General features: G+C 65.9%; 19 protein-coding genes. 11 read left to right on the top strand and 8 right to left on the bottom strand.

The features are described from left to right. The first annotated feature begins 154 nt into the window (after positions 1-154). Together CRO22_RS03925 and pnp are read left to right on the top strand one after the other, a co-directional pair. Entirely contained in the window at positions 155-802 is a 648-nt protein-coding gene (locus CRO22_RS03925) for an alpha-ketoglutarate-dependent dioxygenase AlkB family protein (protein ID WP_097068762.1), read from the top strand. A 232-nt stretch (positions 803-1,034) separates the two neighbouring features. Further along, a complete protein-coding gene (gene pnp / locus CRO22_RS03920) occupies positions 1,035-3,182 on the top strand; it encodes a polyribonucleotide nucleotidyltransferase (protein ID WP_097068761.1) in 2,148 nt (715 codons plus the stop codon). A gap of 62 nt (positions 3,183-3,244) precedes the next feature. Here pnp and CRO22_RS03915 read toward each other — a convergent pair whose 3' ends face one another. Then, positions 3,245-3,460 carry a hypothetical protein gene (locus tag CRO22_RS03915; protein ID WP_097068760.1) on the bottom strand — a complete coding sequence of 72 codons (216 nt, stop codon included), beginning with the start codon at positions 3,458-3,460 and terminating at the stop codon, positions 3,245-3,247. Positions 3,461-3,677: 217 nt separating this feature from the next. Between CRO22_RS03915 and CRO22_RS03910 the strand changes: the two genes are divergently transcribed. Next, positions 3,678-5,114, top strand: a complete 1,437-nt coding sequence (locus CRO22_RS03910; protein WP_097068759.1) for an aldehyde dehydrogenase family protein — start codon at positions 3,678-3,680, stop codon at positions 5,112-5,114. Between the two features lie 56 nt (positions 5,115-5,170). Here CRO22_RS03910 and rpsO read toward each other — a convergent pair whose 3' ends face one another. The 6 genes from rpsO to rbfA form a co-directional block, all read right to left on the bottom strand. Continuing rightward, positions 5,171-5,440 carry a 30S ribosomal protein S15 gene (gene rpsO / locus CRO22_RS03905; protein WP_097068758.1) on the bottom strand — a complete coding sequence of 90 codons (270 nt, stop codon included), beginning with the start codon at positions 5,438-5,440 and terminating at the stop codon, positions 5,171-5,173. A 139-nt stretch (positions 5,441-5,579) separates the two neighbouring features. Further along, complete coding sequence (locus CRO22_RS03900) at positions 5,580-6,038, bottom strand: hypothetical protein (RefSeq protein WP_141399408.1); 459 nt, start codon at positions 6,036-6,038, stop codon at positions 5,580-5,582. A 128-nt stretch (positions 6,039-6,166) separates the two neighbouring features. Next, the gene (locus CRO22_RS03895; protein ID WP_097068756.1) at positions 6,167-6,706 is read right to left on the bottom strand and encodes a DUF1643 domain-containing protein; all 540 of its coding nucleotides are present in this window, start codon (positions 6,704-6,706) and stop codon (positions 6,167-6,169) included. Continuing rightward, on the bottom strand, positions 6,703-7,614 hold the full coding sequence (truB, locus tag CRO22_RS03890; RefSeq protein ID WP_097068755.1) for a tRNA pseudouridine(55) synthase TruB: 912 nt from the start codon (positions 7,612-7,614) through the stop codon (positions 6,703-6,705). The genes CRO22_RS03895 and truB overlap by 4 nt, the downstream gene beginning before the upstream one ends. Positions 7,615-7,665: 51 nt before the next feature. Then, positions 7,666-8,412: a phosphodiester glycosidase family protein gene (locus CRO22_RS03885; RefSeq protein ID WP_097068754.1), complete on the bottom strand. Its 747-nt coding sequence runs from the start codon at positions 8,410-8,412 to the stop codon at positions 7,666-7,668. After that, positions 8,384-8,824, bottom strand: a complete 441-nt coding sequence (rbfA, locus tag CRO22_RS03880) for a 30S ribosome-binding factor RbfA (protein ID WP_176518531.1) — start codon at positions 8,822-8,824, stop codon at positions 8,384-8,386. The genes CRO22_RS03885 and rbfA overlap by 29 nt, the downstream gene beginning before the upstream one ends. Positions 8,825-8,916: 92 nt before the next feature. Here rbfA and dapB point away from each other — a divergent pair, with 92 nt between their 5' ends. After that, entirely contained in the window at positions 8,917-9,726 is an 810-nt protein-coding gene (dapB, locus tag CRO22_RS03875; protein WP_097068888.1) for a 4-hydroxy-tetrahydrodipicolinate reductase, read from the top strand. Positions 9,727-9,812: 86 nt separating this feature from the next. Here dapB and CRO22_RS03870 read toward each other — a convergent pair whose 3' ends face one another. Next, the gene (locus CRO22_RS03870) at positions 9,813-9,992 is read right to left on the bottom strand and encodes a DUF1674 domain-containing protein (protein WP_097068752.1); all 180 of its coding nucleotides are present in this window, start codon (positions 9,990-9,992) and stop codon (positions 9,813-9,815) included. Positions 9,993-10,069: 77 nt separating this feature from the next. Between CRO22_RS03870 and CRO22_RS03865 the strand changes: the two genes are divergently transcribed. The 7 genes from CRO22_RS03865 (at position 10,070) to CRO22_RS03835 (ending at position 18,703) form a co-directional block, all read left to right on the top strand. After that, a complete protein-coding gene (locus tag CRO22_RS03865; protein WP_097068751.1) occupies positions 10,070-11,335 on the top strand; it encodes an RsmB/NOP family class I SAM-dependent RNA methyltransferase in 1,266 nt (421 codons plus the stop codon). Between the two features lie 85 nt (positions 11,336-11,420). Then, entirely contained in the window at positions 11,421-13,166 is a 1,746-nt protein-coding gene (locus tag CRO22_RS03860) for a heparinase II/III family protein (RefSeq protein ID WP_097068750.1), read from the top strand. A gap of 16 nt (positions 13,167-13,182) precedes the next feature. Continuing rightward, positions 13,183-14,769, top strand: coding sequence for a bifunctional phosphoribosylaminoimidazolecarboxamide formyltransferase/IMP cyclohydrolase (purH, locus tag CRO22_RS03855; RefSeq protein ID WP_097068749.1), 1,587 nt, complete (start codon positions 13,183-13,185; stop codon positions 14,767-14,769). A 6-nt stretch (positions 14,770-14,775) separates the two neighbouring features. Beyond that, entirely contained in the window at positions 14,776-15,255 is a 480-nt protein-coding gene (gene lspA / locus CRO22_RS03850) for a signal peptidase II (protein WP_097068748.1), read from the top strand. Between the two features lie 70 nt (positions 15,256-15,325). Beyond that, the gene (locus CRO22_RS03845) at positions 15,326-15,886 is read left to right on the top strand and encodes a DUF3035 domain-containing protein (protein WP_097068747.1); all 561 of its coding nucleotides are present in this window, start codon (positions 15,326-15,328) and stop codon (positions 15,884-15,886) included. Between the two features lie 100 nt (positions 15,887-15,986). Next, positions 15,987-17,390 carry a M16 family metallopeptidase gene (locus CRO22_RS03840; protein ID WP_097068746.1) on the top strand — a complete coding sequence of 468 codons (1,404 nt, stop codon included), beginning with the start codon at positions 15,987-15,989 and terminating at the stop codon, positions 17,388-17,390. Beyond that, entirely contained in the window at positions 17,387-18,703 is a 1,317-nt protein-coding gene (locus tag CRO22_RS03835) for a M16 family metallopeptidase (RefSeq protein ID WP_394341475.1), read from the top strand. The genes CRO22_RS03840 and CRO22_RS03835 overlap by 4 nt, the downstream gene beginning before the upstream one ends. Positions 18,704-18,729 lie beyond the last annotated feature (26 nt).

Below are 18,729 nucleotides of genomic sequence, written 5' to 3'. Positions count from 1 at the left end.
TTCGGCGACAGGTGAGGGCGGGTCCCATCAGGCCCCCGGCCCCAATCCCAAGGTTTCAGTTTGGCCCGGCCCGGGTGGCCCGTTCCGGCTTCAGGCGTATATAAGGAGGGGAAAATAGCCCTGCAAGAACCCTCGCTACGGGAGTTTGCGACAAATGACACAAATCGGCTGTGCATCTGCTACTCCCGCCCCGCAACGCCCGCAGCCGCAACAGATCCGCGGTTTTCGGTATTATCCGGGCTGGCTCACGCCCGCCGAACAGGCGGCACTGGTGGCGGATCTGCGCGCGGTGGTGGCCGCGGCGCCTCTCTTTTCGCCGATGACCCCCACCGGGAAGCCGATGTCGGTGCAGATGACCTCTGCGGGGCGGTTTGGCTGGGTCTCCGACCGGCGCGGTTACCGCTACAGCGAGACCCATCCGGGCGGCAGGGGCTGGCCCGCGATCCCCGAGAGCGTGCTGGCGATCTGGCGCGCCGTCTCCGGCTCTGCGCGTGAACCCGAGTGCTGCCTGATCAACCATTACAGCGCGGGCGCGCGGATGGGCCTGCATCAGGACCGTGACGAGGCGGATTTTGCCGCGCCCGTCGTCTCGATCTCGCTGGGCGATGACGGGCTCTTCCGCATCGGCAACGCGACGCGGGGCGGCAAGACGCAAAGCCTCTGGCTGCGCTCGGGCGATGTGCTCGTCATGGGGGGCGCGGCGCGGCTTCTGTATCACGGGATCGACCGGATCGCGCCGGGCACCTCGCTGCTGCTGGCCCAAGGCGGGCGCCTCAACGTGACGTTGCGGGTGGTCACCTGAACGGCGCTTGCAACCTTTGCGGGTAAAATAATGCGCCCAAACCCCCTGATTGCGGGGGGATCGTGAACTCAATGCTTTCCAAAAGCCCTGTTTTCCTGTATGCGCGCCCCCATCTGCGACGTGAGGCCCAAACCCCCGGGCACATGCGAAGGATAGGGGGCGGCGGCAATGGGGCCGCCATATGCCGGGAGACATGGGACGGGCCCATGCGTGCTCCCAGACAGGATACGCGATGTTCAACATTACGAAAAAATCCATCCAGTGGGGCGACGAAACGCTCACGCTGGAAACGGGCAAGGTTGCCCGTCAGGCCGATGGCTCGGTGATCGCCACTCTGGGCGAAACCTCGGTCATGGCCAACGTCACTTTCGCGAAAGAAGCGAAGCCGGGGCAGGATTTCTTCCCGCTGACCGTGCACTATCAGGAAAAATACTACGCCGCCGGCAAGATCCCCGGCGGGTTCTTCAAACGTGAAGCCCGTCCTTCGGAAAAGGAAACGCTGGTTTCGCGTCTGATCGACCGTCCCTGCCGCCCGCTCTTCGTGCCGGGCTTCAAGAACGAAGTGCTCGTCATGGCGACGGTGCTCTCGTGTGACCTCGTCAACGACCCCGACATCGTGGCGATGATCGCCGCCTCGGCGGCGCTCACGATCTCGGGCGTGCCCTTCATGGGCCCGATCGGCGCGGCGCGTGTGGGCTTTGTCGATGGCGGCTATGTGCTGAACCCGGCCATGGACGACATGACCAAGCTGCGCGACAACCCCGAGCAGCGCCTCGACCTTGTCATCGCCGGCACGAAAGACGCCGTGATGATGGTGGAATCGGAAGCCTATGAGCTCTCCGAAGAAGAGATGCTCGGCGCCGTCAAATTCGGCCATGAGCAGATGCAGCCGGTGATCGACCTGATCATCTCGCTCGCCGAAGACGCGGCGAAAGAGCCCTTCGACTTCAGCCCGCCCGATTACTCGGAACTTTACGCCAAGGTGAAAGCCGCAGGCGAGACCGAGATGCGCGCGGCCTTCGCGATCAAGGACAAGCAAGACCGCACCAATGCCATCGCGGCGACGGTCGAGCTGATCAAGTCCAAGATGACCGAGGAAGACCTGGCCGACATCAACTTCGGCTCGGCGATCAAAAAGCTCGAATCGGGCATCCTGCGCGGCGACATCATCAGCGGTGGCGCCCGGATCGACGGTCGCGACACCCGCACCGTGCGCCCGATCGTTTCGGAAGTGGGGATCTTGCCGCGCACGCATGGCTCGGCGCTGTTCACTCGCGGCGAGACGCAGGGCCTCGTGGTCACCACGCTCGGCACCGGCGATGACGAACAGATCATCGACGCGCTGAACGGCAACTTCCGCTCGAACTTCCTTTTGCACTACAACTTCCCGCCCTATTCGGTTGGCGAAGTGGGTCGTGTGGGCTCGCCCGGCCGTCGTGAAATCGGCCACGGCAAGCTTGCCTGGCGCGCGCTGCAAGCGGTTCTGCCCGCGGCGACCGACTTCCCCTACACGATCCGCGTTGTCTCGGAGATCACCGAATCGAACGGGTCGTCCTCGATGGCGACGGTCTGCGGCTCGTCGCTCTCGATGATGGATGCGGGCGTGCCGCTGAAAGCCCCGGTGGCTGGCGTGGCGATGGGCCTGATCCTCGAAGACGATGGCAAATGGGCCGTGCTGACCGACATCCTCGGCGACGAGGATCACCTCGGCGACATGGACTTCAAGGTTGCGGGCACCGAAAACGGCATCACCTCGCTGCAGATGGACATCAAGGTCGCGGGCATCACCCCGGCGATCATGGAGCAGGCGCTGGCGCAGGCGAAAGATGGCCGGATGCACATCCTCGGTGAAATGGCGAAAGCCCTTTCGGCGGGCCGGACCGAGTTCTCGGCCCATGCCCCGCGCATCGAGACGATGCAGATCCCGACCGACAAGATCCGCGAAGTGATCGGCTCGGGCGGCAAGGTGATCCGCGAGATCGTCGAGGTTTCGGGCGCCAAGGTCGACATCAACGACGACGGCATCATCAAGATCGCCTCGGCCAATGGCGACGCCATCAAGAAGGCCTATGACATGATCTATTCGATCGTGGCGGAGCCGGAAGAAGGCAAGGTCTACCGCGGCAAGGTCGTGAAGCTCGTCGATTTCGGCGCCTTCGTGAACTTCTTCGGCAAGCGCGACGGGCTGGTGCATGTGAGCCAGATCGCTGGCAAGCGCCTGAACCATCCGAACGAGGCGCTGAAAGAAGGTCAGGAAGTCTGGGTGAAACTGCTCGGCTTCGACGATCGCGGCAAGGTCCGGCTCGGCATGAAGATGGTCGATCAGGAAACCGGCGCCGAGATCGCGGTCGAGAAGAAGGAAGAGCCCGCCGAGGGTTGATCTCTTTTCGGATCGTCAAAAACCTGCAGCCCCCGCCCGTGCGGGGGCTGTTGCGTTCCGGCTCAGCGACCGTAGATGGTTTGCCGTGCGATCTCGTGGGCGTTCAGGCGGGACTGGCCGATATCGTCCCAGTCCCGGTTGCTCATGCTTTGCAGCTCGTCGAGCAGCGTCAGATATTTGCGGTGCAATTCCCAAGCCTCACGCCATTGCGCGATCTTGCGGGCGAAAGAGTCCATGCTCGGCAGGCGTGGCAGGGACAAGGTGGTTGCGAAGGTCATCGGAGCCTCATGAAGTTGAAGTTTTCCTCCCGATACCGCTAACGTAGCTTGTTTCCCGACCTTTCACCAACGCCGATGCGGAAAAGCCGCGATGCGAAACACGCATGACTGGTAAATTTTACTAACCACTTTGTCGGTTTCCGCGATGCCCGGGTCGGGCGTGAAGGCTTGTTTCCCGCGCGCGCCCCTGTCACCCTGCGACAAAAGGGAGAGCGCCATGATCGAGAAACGGGACTTTTACATTAATGGCCATTGGGTCGCACCGGCGATGCCGCGCGATCATTTCGTGATCGACCCGTCGACCGAGGAGCCCTGCGCGATCATCTCGCTTGGTGACGAGGCCGATACCGATGCGGCAGTGGCGGCGGCGCTGGCCGCGGGGCCGGGCTGGGTGGCGACGCCGCCCGCCGAACGGCTGGCCGCAGTCGAACGGCTCCTTGAGATCTACCTTGCCCGAAGCGAGGAGATGGCGCGGGCGATGAGCCTCGAGATGGGCGCGCCCATCGACTTTGCCCGCGAGTCTCAGGTCGGTGCCGGAAGCTGGCATATTGCGAATTTCATCAAGGCGGCAAAGGATTTCCAGTGGATCCATCCGCTCGGAGACGGCACGCCGGGCGCGATGATCGCTTATGAGCCGGTGGGCGTCGTCGGCCTGATCACGCCGTGGAACTGGCCGATGAATCAGGTGACGCTGAAAGTCGTTCCGGCGCTCCTTGCCGGTTGCACGATGGTGCTCAAGCCCTCCGAGGAAGCGCCGCTTTCTTCGCTCCTTTTCGCGGAGATGATGCATGAGGCGGGCGTGCCCGCGGGCGTTTTCAACCTGGTGAACGGCGATGGTGCGGGCGTGGGCACGCAGCTTTCCACCCATGACGAGGTGGAAATGATCTCTTTCACCGGTTCGACCCGTGCTGGCAAGGCGATCTCGAAAGCCGCGGCGGAAACGCTCAAGCGCGTCTGCCTGGAACTCGGCGGCAAGGGGGCGAACCTTGTGTTCGCCGATGCCGATGAGAAGGCGGTGGCGCGCGGGGTGCGGCACTGCCTGAACAATTCGGGGCAGAGCTGCAATGCGCCGACCCGGATGCTGGTCGAGCGCCCGCTTTACGAACGCGCGGTGGAGATTGCCGCCCGGGTCGCGGGTGAGACTCGTGTCGGCTCCGCGCACGAGCCGGGCCGCCATATCGGCCCGGTGGTGAACGCGGCGCAGTTCGAGAAGATCCAGGGCCTGATCGAAACCGGCATCAAGGAGGGCGCGCGGCTCGTGGCCGGGGGACTTGGCCGCCCCGAAGGGCTCAACAAAGGCTTCTTCGTGCGCCCGACGGTGTTTGCCGATTGCACCCCGGAGATGGCGGTGATGAACGAGGAAATCTTTGGCCCCGTGCTTTCGATCATGCCGTTCGACACCGAGGCGGAAGCGGTCGAGATTGCCAATGCCACGCCCTACGGGCTGACCAATTATGTGCAGTCGCAAGATGGCGCCCGCCGCAACCGGCTAGCGCGGATCTTGCGCTCGGGCATGGTGGAGATGAACGGAGAGAGCCGTGGCGCGGGCGCGCCTTTTGGGGGCGTGCGCGCCTCGGGGCGGGCGCGCGAAGGCGGGCGCTGGGGGATCGAGGAATTCTGCGAGGTGAAATCGATCTCCGGCTGGGCCGAGTAGGCCAAAAGCAAAACGCCTGCCCCGAGGGGCAGGCGTTCCGTCCGATCCGGATAAGATCAGCGGCGCAGGCCGAGGCGCTCGATCAGCGACTGGTAGCGGGCAACGTCTTTCTTTTTCAGATAGTCGAGGAGCTTGCGGCGCTGGGCCACCATCATCAGAAGGCCACGACGCGAGTGGTTGTCCTTCTTGTGCTCCTTGAAGTGCTCGGTCAGCGTCGCGATACGCGAGCTGAGGATCGCCACCTGGACTTCCGGCGAGCCGGTGTCGCCTTCTTTGGTGGCGTATTCCTTGATGAGGCGGTTCTTGTCTTCGACGGTGATCGACATCGGGGTCTCCTTGGTTAAGGGTTATGGCGCAGGCCGGGATGTCGTCCAGCAAGGCCCGTGGAGGCTCCGCCGAATCCGGCGGATGGCGGCGTTTAGCGGAATTGGCGGCAAAAAGAAAGGGCCGATGCGGCGGTCGGGTTCAGAGCGCGGCGAGTTCCGCGGGCGTGATCAGCAAAACGTCGTCGGTGGTAAGCGCGCCCGCGTCAATCACCTCTGCCAGCCGCACACCATTGAGCGTGATCCAGAGGTTGCCCTCGGTCTCGGAGGGTTCGAGCGTCAGCTCCGGCGCCGTGGCGCTTTCCGGGTCGTAGACGACGACGATCTGATCGAGGCTCTGATCGTAATCCGCGATCGTCGCCGGGGCCGCGGGGTCGATCCAGTCGCCCAGCACGAAGAGATCGTCTTCCTCGCCCCCGCTGGTCCAATCCCCCGATCCCGTCATCAGCTTATCTGCCCCCGCGCCGCCGTTGAGATAATCCGTTCCATCCGCATCCATGTTACCGATTTCGCCCGACGGCACCACTCCGTTGCGCAGATCGTCGCCCTTGCCGTAAGCCGCGCGTCGCGGTCGGGATCGCCGCCTGGCGTGCCGACGCATACGATCCCCCTGCGCCGCGAGAGGGAGAATCATGCGCGGCATCCCCGCTCGAACCCGGCGTTTTCAGCCCCCGGTCGGCGCAGACAGCGGGATAACCCGGGTGCTCGGCCGGGGTGGGCGCCGCATCGTCAAGTGTGGTTCCCGGGCGCCGCATCCCAGAGCAGGAGCGGTGCGGCATAGCCGAGATAGAGCGGATGGCGCGGGGCGCCCGCAGCCGTCAGGCCAAGACAATGCAGATCGCGCCCCGAGGCGCGCAAGAGCGCTTCGACATCGGCGCCGCGGCCCAGATGCGCGCCATGCGTGCCCCAGGCGCAGATGATCCGGTCTGCCGGAGCGCCCGCCCAGTCGAGGCTTTGCCGGATCGCGGCATCGTTTTCGGAGCCCACCGGGTCTGCCTGCGCGCGCATCTCCTTCGGGTCGGTGGCACGCCAGGCGAAGATATTGGTCACCCGGAAGGCGCCAAAGCCCAGCGCCCGGGCGCGGCGTTCGCAGCGCTCCACTGTCGGGTCGTTCTGCATCTCGGTCGCGGTCGACGGGTTGAGCATGATGAACAGCGCGCGCGGCAGGGATGCATCCCAGACCCGAGTGAGCAGATAGCGATAGTGCTCGCATTCGGAATAGACTGCGATCGAGGGCGCATCGCCCTTGATATGGGCGCGGGTGATCACGCCTCACCCCGGTTGAAGACGCGGTCGGGGTGGACTTCGCCGCCCATGTAGCGACCAACCGCGATGGCGAGGCCGCGATGGCTCACCCAGACCTCGGTGCCAAAATCGATGCCCGAACAGATCACCTGCCCCGGATTGCCGTGCGACAGCCGCACCGCGCCCTCAAGGGTTGCCTTCACCTCCGGCAGATCGTCGAGCCCCATCTCGAGCGGCAGGAGTTTTTCCTCAAGCTCCGGGGTACGGGCAAGCGCGTCGATCTCTTCAAGGCGCAACCCCTTTTCTGCCTCGAACGGGCCCGACCAGATCCGGCGCAGCCAGGCAACATGGCCAAGGCAGCCAAGCGCGCGGCCCAGATCGCGGGCAATCGCGCGCACATAGCCGCCCTTGCCGCAAACCATTTCCAGCTCGACCGTATCGGCATCGGGACGCGCGATCACCTCAAGGCTCTCGACCCAGAGCGGGCGCGCGGCAAGATCCATCTCTACCCCCTCGCGGGCAAGGTCATAGGCGCGCTCGCCCTCGACCTTCACCGCCGAAACCTGTGGCGGCACTTGCAGGATGTCTCCGCGAAAAGCGCCAAGCGCGGCCTCGATCTCGCCGTCCGTCGGGCGTTTGCCGGAGGTTTCGAGCACCGCGCCCTCGGCATCATCCGTTGCGGTCGCGGCCCCAAAGCGCACGAGAAAACGGTAGCATTTCATCGCATCGGTGATGAAGGGAACGGTCTTCGTCGCCTCGCCGAGCGCAATCGCCAGCACCCCGGTTGCTGCGGGATCGAGCGTGCCGGCATGGCCCGCCTTTTTCGCGTCGAGTGCCCAGCGGACCTTGCCGACGACCGCCGTGGAGGTTACGCCCGCCGGTTTGTCAACGACGATCCAGCCGGAAATATCGCGTCCCTTCTTGCGGCCCATGAGATGCTCCCTTTTCGCAGGCCCGCCTGCTAGCGCCTTGTGGGGCGCGGGTCAATCGTGCGCGACAAGCCCGACAATCGGCCCCATCGGCAGCCCGAAATCGGCCCGCCCCTGCGCGGGCACGGTGAGCCGAGAAATCGAGCCGTCAAGATAGAGCGCATTGGGAGTGTGCAGCACATCGCGGAAGAAGCGCGCGAAAGTGTGGAAATTCACCGCCCGGTCGGAGATCACGAACGAGGCTTTTTGCCCGTCGGCCGAGACACCGACACCGTTGCGGATGTAGCTGCTGTCACTCTCGGGCAAGAAACGGGGATGCAGCGCGCCGTCGATCACCAGCATCGGTCCCGATTGCGTGGCGTAACGGCAGGCGAGCGGATGGGCGGCAAAAGTGCGGCTTTCGATCACCGCGAAACGGTCGGAGACGCAAAAAACACCATTCGGCACCATCCCGAAGTTCCCCGGCCCCTCCTTGGTGACGATGCCGTGCAACTCCTCCCCATTCTCGACATAAAGCCCCGCCGGTGTCCGGTCGGGGGAATACATGCCCGCATTCATCGCGAAAACGAGCCGCTCGCCCGCGCCGAGAGTGGCCTTCACCCGCTCGAAAGTGCCGATGATCGCGCCGCTGCCATCCTTCAGCCAGAGCCGCAGATCCTGCCCGGCCTGTACCGTGCAGACGGAGAAGGGGGTGTCTTCGAAAGTGATGGTCTCGCAGGGCGCGCCCGCCAGCGCTACCCGCGGCACGATGAGCGCAAGCGCCGCAAAAAGCCTAGCCCAGATCGGCTTCATCGTCGTCATCGTCCCGCGCGGCAATGTCGCGCTGCACGGTTTCATCCGAGAAGATCCGCCGCGTCTCGTCGAGCCGGTCGAAGGTCTCGTCAAGGCGGAACCGCAGATCGGGGGCATATTTCAGCGTCATCGCCTTGGCGACATGGTGGCGCAGCTCGCCCGAATGGCGGCGCAGCGCGGCCAGCATCGCCTCGCCGCTTTCGCCGCCGAGCGTGCCGCCCAAGGGCGCCACGAAAACGGTCGCCACTTTCAGATCGGGGGAGGGGCGCACTTCGCCCACCGTGATCGAGATCCGGTTGAGGTCGGGGTCATGCACCTCGCCGCGCATCAGCACGTCGGATAGCGTGCGGCGAATGAGTTCGCCGACGCGGAGTTGCCGTTGCGAGGGGCCCTCGCCAGAAGAGAAGCGGTTCTTTGCCATGCTTCGCACATAGAGCCTTCGTCCCTTTCCCGCAACGGCTTTGCCAATCACGCCTGCGCGGGCTAAGGAAAGCAAAACCGATGGAGGGTGCGATGAGCGATGTGCCGGGCGTGGTAATCACCGGAATTTCGGGCCGGATGGGGCAGATGCTGGCCCATACCGTGGCGGGCTCCGGCAAGGCGCGGCTGGTGGGGGCGGTCGAGCGCGCCGGGCACTCATGGGTCGGTCAGGATCTGGGCGTGGCGATGGGCGGCGCGGCCACTGGCGTGATCGTCACCGATGATCCGCTTGAGGCTTTTGCCAAAGCGCAGGCAGTGATCGACTTCACCGCGCCCGCCGCCACGCTCGAATTTGCCAAGCTCGCGGCGCAGGCGCGTGCGGTGCATGTGATCGGCACGACCGGGTTCGAGCCCGAGCAGATTGCCGCGCTGGAGCCCGCGTCGCGCCATTCGGTGCAGATCCGCGCGGGCAACATGAGCCTCGGCGTCAACCTGCTCACCAAGCTCGTGCAAACCGTGGCGCAGGCACTCGATGCCGACTGGGATATCGAAGTGGTCGAGGCGCATCACAATCGCAAGGTCGATGCGCCTTCCGGCACCGCGCTGATGCTGGGCAAGGCCGCCGCCGAAGGGCGCGGCATCGCGCTTGAGGGGCATAGCGAATCGGGCCGCCAAGGCATCACCGGGGCGCGGGCAGAGGGCGCGATCGGCTTTTCCTCGATCCGCGGCGGCGACATCGTGGGCGAGCATGACGTGATCTTTGCCACGGCCGGCGAGCGCCTCGTTCTGCGCCACATCGCAACGGACCGGGCCATTTTCGCGCGCGGCGCGCTCAAAGCCGCGCTCTGGGGGCTCGATCAGAAACCCGGCCAATATGACATGATCGACGTGCTCGGCCTTTAAGGCCGGGCCTGCCTTTCATCTTGCCTGAAATATCCCACGGGGGTCCGGGGGTGTGAAACCCCCGGCGCGCGTCACGGGCGCCGCGCTCAGAAATCGATCGCGATGCCCTTCTTCTCCCAGTCGCCATAGCGCACGGGTTCGGGCCCGTCGCGGCCGCCAAGCTCGGGTGGCAGCTCAAGCGCCTTGGCAGCCTTGCGCCGTTCCTCGGCCTCGGCGAGCGCACGGATTGCGGCAGGCGGCAGGTCTTTGCGGGTCTCCTCGCGCATCTCAGGCTCCGGCTTTGCGTTTCGGGTCGAGCCTGTTATAGGCCGCGCCAACCCTCCAAACAAGCAAGGACGCTCCCATGACCAGCATCGACCCGGCCCGGCGGGCGGCAGCGGCGCTTCTTGTCGGCGTGCTGGAAGAGCGGCTGACGCTTGCCGAACAGGCGGGCGAGATCGCGCTTCTGCCCCCCGCAGAGCGGGCGCGGGCGCAACGGCTGGCGCTTGCCACCCTGCGCGCGCTCCCGCGCGCCGATGCGATGCTGAAGCCCCATCTGCGCAAGCGCCCCCCGCCCGATCTGCAAGCGCTGTTGCGCCTTGGCACGGTGGAGATCTGCGCGCTCGGCCATGCGCCGCATGGCGTGGTCGATGCGCTCGTCACGCTCACTCATTCGGGCGGGCCGCGCGCCGAGGGCTTTGCCGGGCTGGTGAATGCAGTGCTGCGCAAGGTTGCAGCCGATGTGCCGCGCTGGGCGCGGCTCGACCCGCCTGCGCTTCCGGGCTGGCTGCGCGGGCGGTTGATGTCGGCCTATGGCAAGGCGGCGGTGATGCGGATGGAGGCGGCGCATCTGGCGGGCGCGCCGGTCGATCTCAGCGTGAAATCCGACCCTGTGGACTGGGCGGAAAAACTTGGTGCCACGCTTCTGCCCACAGGGTCTTTGCGCCTTGCCGAGGCCGGGCAGATCACCGAGCTTCCGGGCTATGAGAGCGGCGACTGGTGGGTGCAGGATGCCGCCGCGGCGCTGCCCGCAAAGCTCCTTGCGCCGCGCCCCGGGGCGCGCGTGCTCGATCTCTGCGCCGCGCCGGGCGGCAAGACGCTGCAACTCGCCGCGATGGGGGCCGAAGTCACGGCGCTCGACATCTCCGCCCCCCGGCTCGACCGGTTGCACGAAAACCTCGCCCGCTGCGGGCTGGGCGCCAGAACCATCGTCGCCGATGCGCTCGACTGGGAACCCGAAGCGCCCTTCGATGCGATCCTGCTCGATGCACCCTGTTCGGCCACGGGGACGATCCGCCGCCATCCCGACCTGCCCTTTATCAAGGATGCCAAGGGGATCAAGGATCTCGTCGCGTTGCAGGCGCAGCTTCTCGACCGTGCGCTCGGCTGGCTCAGGCCCGGCGGGCGGCTCGTCTATGCCACCTGCTCGCTTTTGCCCGAGGAGGGCGAGGCGCAGATCGCCGCGGCGTTGCATCGTCACGGCGGGCTGCAGGTCTTTCCGGTGGCTCAGGAGGGCATCGCCCGCGACTGGATCACGCCCGGGGGGGCGCTTCGGCTGCGGCCCGATTTCTGGCCGGAGCTGGGGGGCATGGACGGGTTCTTTCTCGCCACGCTCGCGCCCGCGTCCTGAGCCGTGCCAATCAGGCGATGACAGGGAAACGGGCCCGGATTATGGTGCGGGCAAGCTCTGCACGAAGCAGCATGGCGAAGGGGCAATGACAGGCAGGGACATATCTTCGCGCAAGGGGCGGTTTGGCGCCTCCCTCGACCGGCTTGCCGCGCTTCGAGCGGCGCGCGCCCGCCCCGCCACCGGATTCGTTCACCAGCCCGAGCCGCGCACGATCGGGTCTTTCGCGCGGGGTCGGCAGCTGATTGCGGGCAATTTCCTCTTCGCGGGCTTTCTTGTCGAGGGCAAGGATCTCGCGATCTGGGATCTCGCCATGCCCGATCCGAGCTTCGAGGAAGCCCTGCACGGTTGCACCTGGCTTGATGATCTCGCCGCGGTGGGCGACCGTCCCGCGCGCGAGCGCGCCCAAGCCTGGATCTTCGACTGGGTGAAGCGATTCGGCTCCGGGCGTGGCCCGGGCTGGAGCCCTGATCTGACCGGACGGCGGCTGATCCGGATGATCAATCACGCGCTTTTCCTGCTGTCGGGGCGCGACAAGGCTCAGGCGGAAGCGTTCTTCCGCGTGCTGGGCGGGCAGACGCTGTTTCTCGCCCGCCGCTGGCGCTCTGCAAGCCCCGGCCTGCCGCGGTTCGAGGCGCTGACCGGGCTCGTTTATGCGAGCCTCGCGCTCACCGGAATGGAGCGCCATGCCGGGCCTGCCGCGGAAGCTCTCGCCGCCGAATGCGCTGCGCAGATCGATGCCGATGGTGGCATCCCGACGCGCAACCCGGAGGAATTGCTCGAAGTTTTTTCGCTCCTGATCTGGGCGGTCGAGGCGATCGAAGGGGCGGGCCGCAAACCGCTTCCCGCGCATCTCGCGGCGATCTCCCGCATCGCCCCCACACTGCGCGCGCTGCGCCATGCCGACGGCGGGCTCGCGCGCTTCCATGGTGGCGGACGCGGGCTGCCCGGACGGCTCGATGCGGCGCTTGCCGCCTCGGGCGCGCGGGCCGGACCGCCGCAGGGGCTGGTGATGGGCTTTGGCCGCCTTCATGCCGGGCGCTCGACGCTGATCATTGACGCCGCTGCCCCGCCTGCGGGGCCCGCCTCCGCCAATGCCCATGCCTCGACGCTTGCCTTTGAGTTAACCTCCGGGCGCTGGCCGCTGATCGTGAGTTGCGGCTCAGGCGCGATGTTCGGCCCGGATTGGCACCGCGCGGGCCGGGCCACGCCGAGCCACTCCACCTTGGCGATCGAGGGCTATTCCTCCTCCCGTCTCGGCCCGGTGACCCGGCGCGGCGCGGCAATGCGTACCTGGCTTGAGGAAACCCCCTCCGAGGTCTGGATGCGCGCCGAATCCGACCCCGCGCGGCATGCGCTCTTCGGCCATGACGGCTATCTGGCCACGCATGGCCTGACCCATATCCGCGAGCTTGAGCTTGCGCCGGACGGCAACGGGCTCAAAGGCACCGACAGCCTCGGCGCGATGACCTCGTCCGACAAGGCGCGGCTCGAGACGGTGCTTGCGGCGGGCGGCTATCGCGGCATTGCCTATACGATCCGCTTCCACCTTCACCCCGATGTCGATGCTGCGCTCGACATGGGCGGCTGGGCGGTGTCGATGGTGCTCAAATCGGGAGAGATCTGGGTGTTCCGCTTTGACGGACCGGTCGAGCTGAGCCTCGACCCCTCGGTCTATCTCGAAAAGGGTCGCCTGCGACCCCGTGCCACGCAACAGATCGTGCTTTCGGGCCACCTGCATGACCCGATCAGCCAAATTGGCTGGACCTTGGCCAAGGCACAGGATACCCCCGGCGCCAATCGCGACCCCGTGCCGCCCCCACCCGACAGATGATCGAAGGACCGCCACCGTGACCCGACCCGTTCCCCTTACCCGCGCCCTGATTTCGGTTTCCGACAAGACCGGGCTTGTCGATTTTGCCCGGGCGCTGGCCGCGCGGGGGGTGGAGTTGCTCTCGACCGGGGGCACCGCAAAAGCGCTCCGCGAGGCGGGGCTGAGCGTGCGCGACGTGGCCGAGGTGACGGGCTTCCCCGAGATGATGGATGGCCGCGTGAAGACGCTGCACCCGAAAGTGCATGGTGGGCTGCTCGCCCTGCGCGACAACACCGAACACCTGACCGCGATGGAGGTGCATGGAATCGAGGTGATCGACCTCCTTGTCGTCAACCTCTACCCGTTCGAGGCCACTGTCGCGAAAGGCGCGGCCTATGACGATTGCATCGAGAATATCGACATCGGCGGCCCGGCGATGATCCGCGCCGCGTCGAAAAACCACGAATTCGTCGCCACCGTGGTCGATGTGGAAGATTACGCCGCGGTGCTGGAGGAGCTCGACCGCAACGACGGCGCCACCACGCTCGCCTTCCGCCGCAAGCTCGCGCAGATCGCCTATGCCCGCACCGCCGCTTACGATGCTGCCGTCTCAACCTGGATGGCGGGCGCAATTGGCGAAGAAACGCCGCGTCGGCGCGCCTTTGCCGGCACGCTCGCGCAAAGCCTGCGCTATGGCGAGAACCCGCATCAATCGGCGGCCTTCTACCTTGATGGCTCGAATCGCCCCGGCGTTGCCACCGCGACCCAGCATCAGGGCAAGGAGCTGAGCTACAACAACATCAACGATACCGATGCCGCCTTCGAACTGGTGGCGGAATTCGGCACCGGGGCGCCCGCCTGCGCGATCATCAAGCACGCCAACCCCTGCGGCGTGGCGACCGGCGCGAGCCTGACCGAGGCCTATATCCGGGCCTTTGACTGTGACCGCACCTCGGCCTTCGGCGGCATCATCGCGCTGAACCAACTCCTTGATGCCGAAACTGCGGAAGAGATCGTGAAGATCTTCACCGAGGTCGTGATCGCCCCCGCGGCGACGGATGAGGCGAAAGCCGTCTTTGCCGCGAAAAAAAACCTGCGGCTGTTGACCACCGGCGCCCTGCCGGACCCGAAAGCGGCGATCACCACTTTCCGGCAAGTGGCGGGCGGCTTCCTCGTGCAGGGCAAGGACAATGGCGCCATTACGCTCGATGACCTGAAAGTCGTCACCAAGCGCGCCCCCTCCGAACAGGAGCTGAAAGACCTGCTCTTTGCGTGGAAAGTGGCGAAACACGTCAAGTCGAACGCGATCATCTACGTCAAGGACGGCGCCACCGTCGGCGTGGGCGCAGGCCAGATGAGCCGCGTGGACAGCACCCGGATTGCCGCGCGCAAATCCGAGGACATGGCCGAGGCGATGGGCCTTTCCGCGCCGCTCACCAAGGGCTCCGTGGTGGCCTCGGACGCGTTCTTCCCGTTTGCGGACGGGCTGATCACCGCCGCGGAGGCGGGGGCGACGGCTCTCATCCAGCCGGGCGGCTCGATGCGCGATCAGGATGTGATCGACGCGGCGGACGAACGCGGCCTTGCCATGGTGTTCACCGGCATGCGCCATTTCCGGCACTGAGCCCTGATGCGCACGACCGCCTGGACCGCAGCCCTCGTCCTGATGCTCGATCAGGCGTCGAAATATATCGTCGTGCACGGGATGGGGCTCGACCGGGCGGGGGCGATCGACCTGCTGCCGCCCTGGCTCAACCTGCGCATGGCATGGAATCAGGGCATCAACTTTGGCCTGTTCTCGGGCGAGGATGCGATCACGCGCTGGGGGCTCGTGGCGCTCGCGCTCGGGATCGCGCTCTGGGTCTGGCTCTGGATCGGGCGGGGGCGGCATGACGCGCGGGTGACGGTTTCCGCGGGGCTTCTGATCGGCGGTGCACTCGGCAATGTGATCGACCGCATCGCCTATGGGGCCGTCGCCGATTTTCTGAACATGTCGCTGCCGATCTGGCAGAACCCTTATTCCTTCAACATCGCGGATATCGCGATCTTCCTCGGGGCGGCGGGGCTCGTGCTCTTCACCGGAGAAGCGGATACGAAACGCCGCCGCTGAGCTGCCTTTGGGGCGTGACGTGGATGCGACGATAGGCTAAGACGGGCATGAAACTGCAACGGGGTGGCTCATGCGATCGGTGACGGACAAGCTCGGGATTGCGCTGGTATTGGCGCTGGCCTTGGCTGGCTGTGGCCGTTCCGACAAGGCGCCGCAACTGATGCATCTGCGCTCCGATACTCCCGGGCCGGATGAATTCGGCATCCTGCCGACGAAACCGCTTGAGATGCCCGAGGATCTGGCCGCGTTGCCCGCGCCGACGCCGGGCGGCAGCAATCTCACCGATCCGACGCCCGCGGCCGATGCCATTGCGGCGCTGGGCGGCAACCCCGACCGGCTGAACACTGCGGGCGTGCCGGCTGGCGATGGTGCGCTCGTCTCGCGTGCCGGGCGATTTGGCACCGAGACCGGCATCCGCACCGCGCTGGCCGACGAGGATCTCGAGTACCGCCGCAAGAACAACGGCAAGTTCCTTGAGCGGCTCTTTGGCGTGAACACCTATCTGAAGGCCTATGGGCCGATGGCGCTCGATCAGGAAGCGGAGATCGAGCGCTGGCGCCGGGCCGGGCTGCGCACCCCGGCGGCCCCGCCCTCGGGCGCGGCGCAGAAATTGCTGCCCAAGACCGAATGACCCGCCGTCACGGCACTTCAAACCTGCGTCAAGCGTAACGGCGGTGGTTTGACTGCCCTCAGGGTGCCGCTAATCTGACCTGATCGAGGGAGGAGACCCCATGCGCGCAACGCTTGCCGCCGTTGTCATTGCCGCTTCGGCCCCATTCGCCGGGGGGGCCGCCGCCACACCGGTGAGTCATTTCACGCTGCAAAACGGGCTTGAGGCAGTGGTGATCGAGGATCACCGCGCCCCGGTGGTGGTGCAGATGGTCTGGTACAAGGCGGGCTCCGCCGACGAGATCCGCGGCAAGTCGGGCATCGCGCATTACCTCGAACATCTGATGTTCAAGGGCACCGATACGATGGCGGCGGGAGAACTCTCGAAGACGGTGGCGGCGAATGGCGGCTCGGACAATGCCTTCACCTCCTATGATTATACCGCCTATTACCAGCGCATTGCCGCCGACCGGCTGGAGTTGGTGATGAAAATGGAAGCCGACCGGATGCGGCATCTGAAAATCTCTCCCGACGACTGGCAAACCGAGCGCGACGTGATCCTTGAGGAACGGGCGCAGCGTACCGACAGCGATCCGGGCGCGCTTCTGGGCGAGCAGATGCGGGCGGCGCAATATCTCAACAGCCCCTATGGCACGCCGGTGATCGGCTGGCGGCAGGAGATGGAAGAGCTCACCCGCGACGATGCGATCGCCTGGTACAAGCGTTATTACGCACCCAACAATGCGGTGCTCGTGGTGGCGGGCGATGTGACGCTGGAGGAGGTCAAGGCTCTCGCCGAGAGCTATTATGGCCCGCTCGCCCCCTCCGAAGGCATCCCCCCCCGGATCCGCCCGCAGGAACCGCCCCAGCTTGCCGAACGGCGCCTCGTGTTCCACGATCCGCGCATCGCCCAGCCCTATCTCATGCGCACCTATCTTGCCCCCGAGCGCAACCCGGACGACCAGAAATCTGCCGCGGCGCTGACGATTCTCGCCGAGATCCTCGGCGGCAATTCCGCCACTTCGGTGCTCGGGCGCAAGCTTCTTTTCGAGACCGGCGATGCGATCCATGCCTCGGCGGGCTATGACGGCATGTCGATCGACAAGACCACATTCTCGCTCGCGGTGATGCCCGCGAAAGATGTGAGCCTGCCCGAGGTCGAAGTCGCGCTCGACAAGGCGCTGAGCGACTTTCTGGCTGCCGGGGTCGACCCGGCGCAATTCGAGCGGATCCGCACCCGGATCCGCGCCGACCAGATTTATGAGCGGGACAATACCCAGGCGCTGGCGCAGCGCTATGGAGAGGCCCTCGCTTCAGGGTTTTCGATCGAGGATGTGCAGCGCTGGCCCGAGGTGCTGATGCAAGTGACCCCCGAGGATGTGATGGCCGCGGCGCGCGCCGTGCTCGCGCCCGACCATGCGGTGACCGTCTATGCCGAGCCGCAAGCCTTGACCGGGGCAAAGCCGGTCGCTGCCGAGGCTGCCGCGGCGGCCTTGCCCGCACTGGGCGGGGAGGTGACGCAATGAGCCTGATGCACCAGATCCGGATTGCCTGCCTCGGATTCGCCCTCGCCCTTGCCGCCTTGCCCGCGCAGGCGCTCGACATCGAGGAAGTCACGTCGCCCGGCGGCATCACTGCCTGGCTCGTCGAAGCGCATGACATCCCCTTCACGGCGCTCGAAATCCGCTTTCGCGGCGGCGCGAGCCTTGATGCGCCGGGCAAACGCGGTGCCATCAACCTGATGACGGCAACGCTCGAGGAGGGCTCCGCCGAGCTTGACAGTCAGGGCTTTGCCGCCGCGCAGGAGGGGCTGGCAGCAAGCTTCCGCTTCGATGTCGATGACGATGCGCTCTCTGTCTCGGCGCGGATGCTGACGGAAAACCGCGACAAGGGGGTGGCGCTGTTGCGCGGCGCGCTGGTCGAGCCGCATTTCGACCAGGCCTCGATGGACCGGGTGCGCGGGCAAGTGCTCTCGATCATCGCCTCGGATGAACAGGATCCCAACGCCCTTGCGGGCAAGGCTTTGCGCCATCTCGCCTATGGCGATCACCCCTATGGCTCTTCGCTCAATGGCACCATGCAAAGCGTGCAGGGTCTCACCCGCGAAGATCTCTTCGAGGCGAAAGCCCGGGTGATGGCGAAAGACCGGCTGGTGGTCTCTGCGGTGGGGGATATCACGCCCGCCGAACTCGGCCCGATGCTTGATGCGCTTTTGGGCGATCTGCCCGCGACCGGGGCCGAGATGCCGCCGCGCGCGGAGCTGAAGCTGACCGGCGGCACCACAGTCGTGCCCTTTGATACGCCGCAATCCGTGGTCGCTTTCGCCGAGGCGGGGCTGGCCATGGATGACCCGGATTTCTTCGCCGCCTATGTGCTCAACCAGATCCTTGGCGCGGGCGGCTTTTCCTCGCGGCTGATGGAGGAGGTGCGCGAGAAACGTGGCCTAACCTATGGCATTTACACTTACCTCGTGCCGAAGGATCTTTCGGAGACGTGGCAGGGGAGCTTTGCCTCCGCGAATGAAAAGGTTGCCGAGGCGATCGAGATCGTGAAGGCGGAATGGGCGAAAGCGGCGACGGGCGAGGTGACCGACAAGGAATTGGCGGATGCCAAGACCTATCTGACCGGGGCCTATCCGTTGCGCTTCGACGGCAATGGCAATATCGCCGATATCCTCGCCGGGATGCAGCTCAACCACATGCCGGTCGATTATATCAACAGCCGCAATGCCAAGGTGGATGCGGTGACCAAGGAAGACATCGCCCGCGTGGCAGCGCGGCTGCTCAAGCCCGAGGATCTGCGCTTTGTCGTGGTGGGGCAGCCTGCCGGGCTGAAGTAACGCCCGAATCTCTTGGGGCGCCCCCC

The organism is Rhodobacter maris (assembly GCF_900217815.1).
Taxonomy (GTDB): Bacteria; Pseudomonadota; Alphaproteobacteria; order Rhodobacterales; family Rhodobacteraceae; genus Rhodobacter; species Rhodobacter maris.
The sequence above is the reverse complement of the archived record's forward strand: the minus strand, read 5'-3'. Positions and strand labels throughout refer to the sequence as shown.

What these genes read in the sequence shown, in the direction of transcription:
- CRO22_RS03925 (WP_097068762.1), top strand. Translation starts at nt 155, where the DNA reads ATGACACAAATCGGCTGTGCATCTGCTACTCCCGCCCCGCAACGCCCG.
- pnp (WP_097068761.1), top strand. Translation starts at nt 1,035, where the DNA reads ATGTTCAACATTACGAAAAAATCCATCCAGTGGGGCGACGAAACGCTC.
- CRO22_RS03915 (WP_097068760.1), bottom strand. Translation starts at nt 3,460, where the DNA reads ATGACCTTCGCAACCACCTTGTCCCTGCCACGCCTGCCGAGCATGGAC.
- CRO22_RS03910 (WP_097068759.1), top strand. Translation starts at nt 3,678, where the DNA reads ATGATCGAGAAACGGGACTTTTACATTAATGGCCATTGGGTCGCACCG.
- rpsO (WP_097068758.1), bottom strand. Translation starts at nt 5,440, where the DNA reads ATGTCGATCACCGTCGAAGACAAGAACCGCCTCATCAAGGAATACGCC.
- CRO22_RS03900 (WP_141399408.1), bottom strand. Translation starts at nt 6,038, where the DNA reads ATGCGTCGGCACGCCAGGCGGCGATCCCGACCGCGACGCGCGGCTTAC.
- truB (WP_097068755.1), bottom strand. Translation starts at nt 7,614, where the DNA reads ATGGGCCGCAAGAAGGGACGCGATATTTCCGGCTGGATCGTCGTTGAC.
- CRO22_RS03885 (WP_097068754.1), bottom strand. Translation starts at nt 8,412, where the DNA reads ATGACGACGATGAAGCCGATCTGGGCTAGGCTTTTTGCGGCGCTTGCG.
- rbfA (WP_176518531.1), bottom strand. Translation starts at nt 8,824, where the DNA reads ATGGCAAAGAACCGCTTCTCTTCTGGCGAGGGCCCCTCGCAACGGCAA.
- dapB (WP_097068888.1), top strand. Translation starts at nt 8,917, where the DNA reads ATGAGCGATGTGCCGGGCGTGGTAATCACCGGAATTTCGGGCCGGATG.
- CRO22_RS03870 (WP_097068752.1), bottom strand. Translation starts at nt 9,992, where the DNA reads ATGCGCGAGGAGACCCGCAAAGACCTGCCGCCTGCCGCAATCCGTGCG.
- CRO22_RS03865 (WP_097068751.1), top strand. Translation starts at nt 10,070, where the DNA reads ATGACCAGCATCGACCCGGCCCGGCGGGCGGCAGCGGCGCTTCTTGTC.
- CRO22_RS03860 (WP_097068750.1), top strand. Translation starts at nt 11,421, where the DNA reads ATGACAGGCAGGGACATATCTTCGCGCAAGGGGCGGTTTGGCGCCTCC.
- lspA (WP_097068748.1), top strand. Translation starts at nt 14,776, where the DNA reads ATGCGCACGACCGCCTGGACCGCAGCCCTCGTCCTGATGCTCGATCAG.
- CRO22_RS03845 (WP_097068747.1), top strand. Translation starts at nt 15,326, where the DNA reads ATGCGATCGGTGACGGACAAGCTCGGGATTGCGCTGGTATTGGCGCTG.
- CRO22_RS03840 (WP_097068746.1), top strand. Translation starts at nt 15,987, where the DNA reads ATGCGCGCAACGCTTGCCGCCGTTGTCATTGCCGCTTCGGCCCCATTC.
- CRO22_RS03835 (WP_394341475.1), top strand. Translation starts at nt 17,387, where the DNA reads ATGAGCCTGATGCACCAGATCCGGATTGCCTGCCTCGGATTCGCCCTC.